The 9399-nt window shown below is 70.8% G+C and carries 8 protein-coding genes; 1 reads left to right on the forward strand and 7 read right to left on the reverse strand.

Annotated elements, in window-relative coordinates:
• The first annotated feature begins 33 nt into the window (after positions 1-33).
• A complete protein-coding gene (locus FHX31_RS28095) occupies positions 34-1242 on the forward strand; it encodes an MFS transporter (protein WP_184977472.1) in 1209 nt (402 codons plus the stop codon).
• 141 nt (positions 1243-1383) lie between these two features.
• Here FHX31_RS28095 and FHX31_RS28100 read toward each other — a convergent pair whose 3' ends face one another.
• The 7 genes from FHX31_RS28100 to nuoI all read right to left on the reverse strand — a co-directional run bounded on the left by FHX31_RS28100 (position 1384) and on the right by nuoI (position 9399).
• Entirely contained in the window at positions 1384-2424 is a 1041-nt protein-coding gene (locus FHX31_RS28100; RefSeq protein WP_013473560.1) for a polyprenyl synthetase family protein, read from the reverse strand.
• 89 nt (positions 2425-2513) lie between these two features.
• Positions 2514-4067, reverse strand: coding sequence for an NADH-quinone oxidoreductase subunit NuoN (gene nuoN / locus FHX31_RS28105; protein ID WP_013283614.1), 1554 nt, complete (start codon positions 4065-4067; stop codon positions 2514-2516).
• The gene (locus FHX31_RS28110; protein WP_013473559.1) at positions 4064-5596 is read right to left on the reverse strand and encodes an NADH-quinone oxidoreductase subunit M; all 1533 of its coding nucleotides are present in this window, start codon (positions 5594-5596) and stop codon (positions 4064-4066) included. Before FHX31_RS28110 ends, nuoN begins: the two co-directional genes overlap by 4 nt.
• Before the next feature lie 64 nt (positions 5597-5660).
• A complete protein-coding gene (gene nuoL, locus FHX31_RS28115) occupies positions 5661-7622 on the reverse strand; it encodes an NADH-quinone oxidoreductase subunit L (protein ID WP_013283612.1) in 1962 nt (653 codons plus the stop codon).
• 7 nt (positions 7623-7629) lie between these two features.
• On the reverse strand, positions 7630-7929 hold the full coding sequence (gene nuoK / locus FHX31_RS28120; protein WP_013283611.1) for an NADH-quinone oxidoreductase subunit NuoK: 300 nt from the start codon (positions 7927-7929) through the stop codon (positions 7630-7632).
• A gap of 55 nt (positions 7930-7984) precedes the next feature.
• Positions 7985-8755 (reverse strand): NADH-quinone oxidoreductase subunit J, encoded by a 771-nt coding sequence (locus FHX31_RS28125; protein ID WP_013283610.1) that lies wholly within the window; start codon positions 8753-8755, stop codon positions 7985-7987.
• Positions 8752-9399: an NADH-quinone oxidoreductase subunit NuoI gene (gene nuoI, locus FHX31_RS28130; protein ID WP_013283609.1), complete on the reverse strand. Its 648-nt coding sequence runs from the start codon at positions 9397-9399 to the stop codon at positions 8752-8754. The genes FHX31_RS28125 and nuoI overlap by 4 nt, the downstream gene beginning before the upstream one ends.

Here is a 9399-nt window from a genome sequence, read left to right on the forward strand (position 1 = left end):
AGCCAAAACGTCCGGGCGTAAGGTGTGCTCGCGATGACTGAAACAGTTTCGCGAGTCGCCCCTCCGGCGTCCCGCCACGCCGTCACGGTCGGCGCGGGCGCCACCCTCACCACGATCGTGTGCGTCCTGCCCGTCTTCCTGGTCGGTGGGCTCGCCGTCCAGCTCGCTGACGAACTCCGCTTCAGCCCGGCCGGGCTGGGCCTGGCCGTCTCGATCTACTTCGGCGTGAGCGCGCTCGCCTCGGTGCCCTCCGGCGCCCTGGTCGAGCGCTTCGGCTCGGCCCCGGTCGCCCGGGCCGCCATCCTGCTCTCCGCCGCCTCGCTGCTCGCAGTGGCCGGGCTGGCCCGGTCGTACCCGATCCTGGTGGCGCTGCTGGCGCTCAGCGCCGCCGCCAACGCCCTCGGGCAGCTCGCCAGCAACGCCGCGCTGGCCGAGCACGTACCCGCCCACCGGCAGGGCCTCTCGTTCGGCGTGAAGCAGGCTGCCGTACCGGCCGCCACGCTGCTGGCCGGCCTGGCGGTACCCACTGTCGCGCTCACCGCCGGCTGGCGCTGGGCCTTCGTGGCCGCAGCGGTGGCCGCGCTCGCCGTGCTGCCGGCCGTACCCCGGGCCGGACGGGACCGGCGGGCCCGGACCGCCTCCGGTCGCGGTCCCGGCGGCACCGGCCCGCTCGTGGTGATCGGGCTGGCCGCGACGCTCGCGGCAGCCGCGGCGAACGCCCTCGGCACGTTCCTGGTCGACTCGGCTGCGGCGCGAGGGCTCTCCCCCGGCCTGGCCGGCCTGACGCTGACCCTGGGCAGCGTGGTGTGCGTGCTCGCCCGGGTGGGCGTCGGCTGGCTGGCCGACCGGCGCACCAGCGGGCACGTCGGGCTGATCGCCGGGATGCTGCTGACCGGCTCGGTCGGCCTCATCCTGCTCGCGGTGGCCGGATCGGCGCCGCTGGTAGCGGGCGTGGTGCTCGGCTTCGGTCTGGGCTGGGCCTGGCCGGGGCTGATGAACTTCGCCGTGGTCCGGCTCCACCCGCAGGCCCCGGCCGCCGCCACCTCGATCACCCAGACCGGGGTGTACGCGGGCGGCTGCCTGGGTCCGCTCGGCCTGGGCGCGCTGGCCGGCGCGGCGGGCTACCCGGCGATGTGGCTGACTGCTGCCGCGGCGATGCTCCTGGCCGCCCTCCTGATGCTGCTGGGCGCCCGCCTCCTACGCCCCACCCCCACTCCCATCCCCACCCCCACCCTCCCCTGACCGTCCGCGTCGCCCCCGAGCCCCGTCGCGTCGATCATGAAGTTAGCGGCGCGACACGCCGTACGGGCGGCCGTCAACTTCATGATCGACGAGAGCCCGGACGGGCGGCGACAGGCCGAGGGGGTGAGGGCGGCCGGGGGGTCAGCTGGTGCGGTCGGCGATGTAGTCGCAGAGGGACTCCAGCGCGCGACGCGCCGGCCCCTCGGGCAGCGGAGCCAGCCGGGCGCGTGCGTCCTCGGCGTAGCTACGCACCGTCTCCCGGGCGCGCTTGAGCGCCGGCGACTCCCGCAGCAGGCCCAGCGCCTCGGCGTGCAGCGCGTCGTCCACCAGCGGGCCGGTGGCCAGGATCTCGCGCAGCCGTACGCTCGCCGCGTCCGCGTCGTCGGAGGCCATCGCGTAGAGCACCGGCAGGGTGGGTACGCCCTCGCGCAGGTCGGTGCCGGGCGTCTTGCCGGACTGGACCGACTCGCTGGCGATGTCCAGCAGGTCGTCGGAGAGCTGGAACGCGACGCCGATGATCTCGCCGTACTCGGCCAGGGCCTCGACGTGCTCGGGTGCCGCGCCGCCGAACATGCCGCCGAAGCGGGCCGAGGTGGCGATGAGTGAACCGGTCTTCTCGGCGATCACGTGCAGGTAGTGCGCGACCGGGTCGGTGTCGCGCGGGCCGACCGTCTCGGCGATCTGGCCGTGCACCAGCCGGGCGAACGTGCGCGCCTGGAGGCGTACCGCCTCGGGGCCGAGGTCGGCGGCGATGTCCGCGGCCCGGGCGAAGAGGTAGTCGCCGACCAGGATGGCCACCGAGTTGGTCCAGCGGGAGTTGGCGCTCGGGGCGCCGCGACGCACGGCGGCCTCGTCCATCACGTCGTCGTGGTAGAGCGTCGCCAGGTGGGTGAGTTCCATCACCACGGCAGCGGGGACGACCTGGTCGGTATCCGGGTCGCCGAACTGGGCGCCCAGCGCCACCAGCAGCGGCCGGAACCGCTTGCCGCCGGCCTCGACCAGGTGCCGGGACGCCTCGGTCACCAGCGGATCGGCGCTCGCCACGCTCGCCCGCAGGCTCGTCTCGACCCGGTCGAGCACGCCCAGCACGGAGGCTTCGACGCGCGGGTCGGCGAGATGCAGGCCGAGCGCGCCGAACTGACCTGAACGCTCGCCAGCCGGGTTCGCCACGTCCTCAACCATGCCACACCCGTTCGACCTGCTCGTCGACGGGGATACGGGCCGGGGGCCGGTACGCCACGGCGTACCGGCCCCCGGTGGGATCACCTCTGTCATCTGACGAATTCGGCGGCACCGGTCGTCAGGTCGAGCAGCGGGCCGGGCACCACGCCGAGGACCAGCGTGGCGAGCACGCCGATGACCAGGGCGGCCGAGGTGAGCGCACCGGGCACGGTCACCGTCGGGGTGGACTCGCCCGGCTCGGACAGCCACATCATGACGACGACCCGCAGGTACGGGAACGCCAGCACCATGCTGGTCAGCACGCCGGCGATCACCAGCCACGCCTGGTTCGCCTCCAGGGCCGGGCCGAAGACCGCGAACTTGCTGGTGAAGCCGCTGGTCAGCGGAATACCGGCGAAGGCCAGCAGGATGAACGTGAAGATCGCCGCGAAGAACGGCGAGCGGCGGCCCAGCCCGGCCCAGCGGGACAGGTGGGTGGCCTCCCCGTCGGCGTCGCGCACCAGCGTCACCACGGCGAACGCGGCGAGCACCGAGAAGCCGTACGCGGCCAGGTAGAACATGGTGCCGGAGAGCCCTTCGCGGCTCGGTGCCAGCACACCGACGAGCAGGTAACCGGCGTTCGCGATCGACGAGTACGCCAGCAGGCGCTTGATGTCGGTCTGGGTGACCGCCAGCACCGCGCCGACCAGCATGGTCAGCACCGCGATCGCGCCGAGCACCGGGGTGAAGTCCCAGGAGGCCCCGGCGAACGCGACGTGGAAGACGCGCAGCAGCGCCCCGAACGCGGCGACCTTGGTGCAGGCCGCCATGAAGCCGGTGACCGGGGTCGGCGCGCCCTGGTAGACGTCCGGCGTCCAGACGTGGAACGGCGCGGCGGCGGCCTTGAACAGCAGGCCGATGGCGAGCAGCGCCATGCCGGCGAACAGCAGCACCGGGCTGGACGGGGAGTCGGTGACCGCGGCGTGCACGGTGGCGAAGTCGACGCCGGCCGTACGGCCCGGGATGCCGGAGGTGAAGCCGTAGATGAGGGCCACACCGAACAGGAAGAACGCCGAGGCGTACGCGCCGAGCATGAAGTACTTCAGCGCCGCCTCCTGGCTCAGCAGACGCCGGCGGCGGGCCAGCGCGCAGAGCAGGTAGAGCGGGAGCGAGAAGACCTCCAGCGCGACGAACATGGTCAGCAGGTCGTTCGCCGCCACGAAGATCAGCATGCCGCCGATCGCGAACGACATCAGCGGGTAGACCTCGGTGGCGCCACCGACGCCCTCGGCCTGCCGCCGGTCCTCCGCCGACTCGGCGGTGACAGCGGCGTGCGCCACGAAGGCGCCGCCCCGCTCCACGGTGCGCTCACCGACGAGCAGCAGGGCCATCACCGCGAGCACCAGGATCGCGCCCTGGAGGAACAGCGTCGGGCCGTCGATCGCGATGGCGCCGCCGATGGTGATCAGCCGGTCGTCGGCGTTGAGAATCACCATGACGATCGCGGCGAGCATCGCCACCAGGGCGAGCCCGAGTTGCACCGCGTTGCGCAGACGACGCGGCACGAACGCCTCGACCAGGACCCCGAGCAGCGCCGCACCCAGCATGATCAGGATGGGAGCGAGCGCCGCGTAGTCGATCGACGGCAGCCTCAGTTCACTCACTTCGCGGCCTCCTGGACGCTGCCGACCTCAGGGGCGGGGTCGGACTTGCCGACGTCCTGCATGGTCGCCTGGACGGCGGGGTTGATGACGTCGGTGACCGGCTTCGGATAGAAGCCGAGCAGCACGATCAGCGCGATCAGCGGCGCGACGACCACCTTCTCGCGCAGGGTGAGGTCACGGCGCATGCCCTCGACCTCGGTCAGCGCCGGGTTCAGCGTGCCCTGCGTGGTGCGCTGCACCATCCACAGCACGTACGCCGCCGCCAGGATGATGCCGAGCGTGGCGATCACCGCGACCGGCTTGTTGACGGTGAACGTGCCGATCAGCACCAGGAACTCGGAGACGAACGGCGCGGTACCCGGCAGCGCCAGTGAGGCGAGACCGGCGAAGAAGAGCACACCGGCCAGCACCGGCACCAGCTTGCCCGCGCCGCCGAAGTCGCTGATCAGCGCCGAGCCGCGCCGGGCGATCAGCATGCCGACCACGAGGAACAGCAGGCCGGTGGCCAGGCCGTGGTTGAGCATGTAGAGCACCGCGCCGGTGCCGGCCTGGGTGGTGAACGCGAAGATGCCGACGCCGATGAACCCGAAGTGCGCGATCGAGGTGTACGACACCAGGCGCTTCAGATCGTTCTGACCGACCGCCAGCAGCGCGGCGTAGATGATGCCGATGACACCGAGTGCCAGGGCCCACGGTGCGAACCAGCGCGACGCCTCCGGGAACAGCGGGAGGCAGTAGCGCAGGATGCCGAACGTGCCGACCTTGTCCAGCACGCCGACAAGCAGCGCGGCGGCGCCGGCCGGTGCCGCGCCACCGGCGTCCGGCAGCCAGGTGTGGAACGGGAAGAACGGCGCCTTGATCGCGAAGGCGACGAAGAAGCCCAGGAACAGCCAGCGGGCCGTGTCGGTGGCGAACTCCGCCTGGCTCAGCGCCTGCCAGTCGAAGGTCTTCCCGCCGACCACCCAGAGGCCGATCACCGCGGCCAGCATGAACAGACCGCCGACCAGCGAGTAGAGGAAGAACTTCACCGCCGCGTACTGCCGCTGGTGGCCGCCGTAGCTGCCGATCAGGAAGTACATCGGCACCAGCATGACCTCGAAGAACACGTAGAACAGGAAGACGTCGGCGGCGGCGAAGACGCCGATCATCGTGCATTCGAGGACGAGCAGCAGCGCGAAGTACGCGGGCACCGAGCGCTTCGACGCCTCGGCGTCGTGCCAGGACGCCAGGATCACCAGCGGCACCAGGATCGCGATCAGCATCAGCATGACCAGCGCGATGCCGTCCACCTCGAAGGTGAAGTTCACGCCCCAGTTCGGGATCCACGGGTACGACTCGCGGAACTGGAACCGGTCACCGCCGGCGGAGAAGGCGAACCACATCACCACCGAGAGCACCAGCACCAGCAGCGACCAGCCGAACGCCACCAGCTTGGCCAGGTCCGGACGGCTGCGGGGCAGCAGTGCCACCACCAGGGCGCCGACCAGCGGCGCCACGGTCAGCACCGAGAGGAACGGGAAGTTGGACATTATTCGGCCTTACCTCCGTCGTGACTGCGTGGCCCGCCGGCGGGGGCGGCCGCGTTGAGGTCGATCACGCCAGCCACCCCGCCTGCACCGCCAGGAACGCCGCCACCACGAGCAGCGCGCCGGTCAGGATCGAGGTCGCGTACGACCGCACGAAGCCGGTCTGGAGCCGCCGGAGCCGGCCCGAGCCCCCGCCCACGGCGGCGGCCAGGCCGTTGACCAGCCCGTCGACGCCCCGGTTGTCGAGGAACACCAGCGCCCGGGTGAGGAAGATGCCCGGCTTCTCGAAGACCGCCTCGTTGAAGGCGTCCGTGTAGAGGTTCCGGCGGGCGGCGGTGACCACCACGCCGGCCGGCTGCGGCTCGGTGGCCGTGCCGGAGCGGAACAGGAACCAGGCCAGCCCGGCGCCCAGCACGGTGAGCAGCAGCGACAGCGCGGTGAGCAGCCAGTGCGCCAGCACCGGCGCGTGCTCCCCGCTCTCGGCGGCGAGCCCGTTGGTGGCGGTGAGCCAGTCCGGCACGGAGGTGGCGAGCAGGAAGCCCGCGCCGACCGAGCCGACCGCCAGCAGGATCAGCGGGACGGTCATCAGCTTCGGCGACTCGTGCGGGTGCTCGATGTCCTCGGTCCAGCGCTTCGGGCCGTGGAACGTGAGCACGAACAGCCGCGTCATGTAGAACGCGGTGAGCCCGGCGCCGAGCAGCGCGGCCATGCCGAACAGCCAGGCCGTCCAGCCCTCCCGCTCGAACGCGGCCACGATGATCGGCTCCTTGGAGAAGTAGCCGGAGAACGGGAACATGCCGATGATGGCGAGCCAGCCCATCATGAACGTCAGCCAGGTGACCTTCATGTACTTGGACAGCCCGCCGAAGCGGCGGATGTCCACCTGGTCGTTCATGCCGTGCATGACCGAGCCGGCGCCGAGGAACATGTTGGCCTTGAAGAAGCCGTGCGCCAGCAGGTGCACGATGGCGAGCGCGTACGCGCCGCCGCCGAGACCGACGCCGAGGAACATGTAGCCGATCTGGCTCACGGTCGACCAGGCCAGCACGCGCTTGATGTCGTCCTTGGCCGCGCCGATGATGCAGCCCATCAGCAGCGTGAGCGCGCCGACGCTGACCACCACGAGCTGGAGCGTCTCGTTGGCCGAGAAGATCGCGTTGGAGCGCGCGATCAGGTAGACGCCCGCGGTGACCATGGTGGCCGCGTGGATGAGCGCGGACACCGGGGTCGGGCCCTCCATCGCGTCCGGCAACCACGCCTGGAGCGGGAACTGACCGGACTTGCCGGCCGCGCCGAGCAGCAGCAGCAGGCCGAGCACCAGCACGGTGGTCGAGGTCATCGAGCCGACCCCGTTGAACACCTCGTCGTACTGGGTGGTGCCGAGCACGGCGAACATGATGAAGATGCCGATGGCCAGGCCGGCGTCGCCGACCCGGTTCATCAGGAACGCCTTCTTGCCGGCGGTGGCCGCGCTGGGCCGGCCGTACCAGAAGGAGATCAGCAGGTACGACGCCAGGCCGACGCCCTCCCAGCCGAAGTAGAGCATCACGTAGTTGTTGCCGAGCACCAGCAGGAGCATGGCGGCGACGAACAGGTTGAAGTACGCGAAGAACAGCCGCCGGCCCGCGTCGTGCGCCATGTACTCCACGGCGTAGAGGTGGATCAGGAAGCCCACCCCGGTGATCAGCAGGACGAAGACCGCGGCCAGCGGGTCGAAGAGCAGACCGAAGTCCACCTTCAGGTTGCCGACCGCCATGAAGTCCCAGAGGCTCAGCTCGACCTGCTTGTTCTCCAGCCCGCGCAACTGGAAGAAGTAGGTGAGCCCGAGCACGAAGGCGGCGCCGATGGCGCCCACTCCCAGCCAGTGGCCCCAGCGGTCGGCCCGCTTGCCGAGCAGCAGCAGGATCGCCGCGCTGACCAGCGGGATCGCCACCAGCAGCCAGACACTGCCCAGCATCCCGTCCGCCGTGGCGAAGGTGACGGCTTCGGCTGGCTCAGACTGGGCGATCGTCAGAATCTGTTCCACCACGAGCCCCTCAGTACTTCAGCAGGTTGGCGTCGTCGACGCTGGCCGAGCGCCGGGTCCGGAAGATCGCCATGATGATCGCGAGCCCGACCACGACCTCGGCCGCCGCCACCACCATCACGAAGAACGCCATGATCTGGCCGTTCAGGTCGCCGTTGATCCGGCTGAACGTGACCAGGGTCAGGTTGGCCGCGTTGAGCATCAGCTCGATGCACATGAACAGCACGATCGCGTTGCGCCGGACCAGCACGCCCACGGCGCCGATGGTGAACAGCACCGCCGCGAGGATGAGGTAGTAGTCCGGGGTCACCGTGCCAGCCTTTCGTTCGCGACTGCGGGGCTCCGCTTCGCTGCACTCCTCGCGCTCACCGATCAGTCCCCTTCGGTGCGGTCTCCTCGGCCGTCAACTCGCGCACCGGCATGATCTCCGGGATGCTGCGGTCGGTCAGCCGGCCGTCGGGCAGACGGGCCGGGGTGGCCACCGAGGAGGACGTGGCGTAGACGCCCGGGCCGGGCTTCGGTCCGGGGTAGTTGCCGGGGCGGAACCGCGCCTTCATGGTGGCGATCTGGTCCATCCGGTCCGCCTTGCGCCGCTCCACGTGCGCCAGCACCATCGCGCCGACGGCGGCGGTGATCAGCAGCGCCGAGGTCAGCTCGAAGGCGAAGACGTACTTGGTGAACAGCAGCCGGGCGATGCCCTGGACGTTGCCCTCGCCGTTCGCCTCGTCGAGCCCGACCGGCTGGACGCCGTCGAGCGCGCGGTAGAGGCCGGTGCCCACCAGGCCGGCGAAGCCGAGCCCGAGGACCACTGCGGCGACCCGCTGGCCGCGCAGCGTCTCGATGAGCGAGTCGGACGCGTCCCGGCCGACGAGCATCAGCACGAACAGGAACAGCATCATGATCGCGCCGGTGTAGACGATGATCTGCACCATGCCGATGAACGGCCCGGCCTGGAGCACGTAGAACACGCCCAGGCAGAGCATGGTCAGCACCAGCCAGAGCGCGGAGTGGACCGCGTTGCGGGCCCACACCATGCCGATCGCCCCGAGCAGGGCCAGCGGCGCGAGGATCCAGAAGGTGACCTCCTCACCCCCGGACACCTGGCCGGCGGCGGCGAGCACCGTAGCCGAGGTCATGCCTTGCCTCCCTTGCCCGCCGCGGCGGCGGACCGCTGCTCGGCCTGCTCGGCGCCGGGGAAGGTCACGCCGGGGTGCTCCTCCACCTGGTACCGGCCGGGGCCCATCGGCGAGCGCTCGGCGCCGGCCGAGGTGCCCGGGTTGGTGAGCGCGCCGACGTAGTAGTCCTTCTCGCTGTCGCCCAGCCGCATCGGGTGCGGCGGCTGCTCCATGCCTTCGAGCAGCGGCGCGAGCAGCTGCTCCTTGGTGAAGATCAGGTCCTGCCGGTTGTCCCGGGCCAGCTCGTACTCGTTGCTCATGGTGAGCGAACGGGTCGGGCAGGCCTCGATGCAGAGCCCGCAGAAGATGCACCGGGCGTAGTTGATCTGGTAGGTGCTGGCGTACCGCTCACCAGGAGAGAAGCGCTGCTCCTCGGTGTTGTCGCCACCCTCCACGTAGATCGCGTCGGCCGGGCAGGCCCAGGCGCACAGCTCGCAGCCGATGCACTTCTCCAGCCCGTCCGGGTGCCGGTTGAGGATGTGCCGCCCGTGGTAGCGCGGCGCCGAGACCGGCGGCTTGAACGGGTAGTCGGTGGTGACGACCTTCTTGAACATGTGCGAGAAGGTGACACCGAAGCCCTTGAACGTTCCGGTGATCGCGCCCAC

The organism is Micromonospora sp. CNZ286 (assembly GCF_014207755.1).

What these genes read in the sequence shown, in the direction of transcription:
- FHX31_RS28095 (WP_184977472.1), top strand. Translation starts at nt 34, where the DNA reads ATGACTGAAACAGTTTCGCGAGTCGCCCCTCCGGCGTCCCGCCACGCC.
- FHX31_RS28100 (WP_013473560.1), bottom strand. Translation starts at nt 2,424, where the DNA reads ATGGTTGAGGACGTGGCGAACCCGGCTGGCGAGCGTTCAGGTCAGTTC.
- FHX31_RS28110 (WP_013473559.1), bottom strand. Translation starts at nt 5,596, where the DNA reads ATGTCCAACTTCCCGTTCCTCTCGGTGCTGACCGTGGCGCCGCTGGTC.
- FHX31_RS28125 (WP_013283610.1), bottom strand. Translation starts at nt 8,755, where the DNA reads ATGACCTCGGCTACGGTGCTCGCCGCCGCCGGCCAGGTGTCCGGGGGT.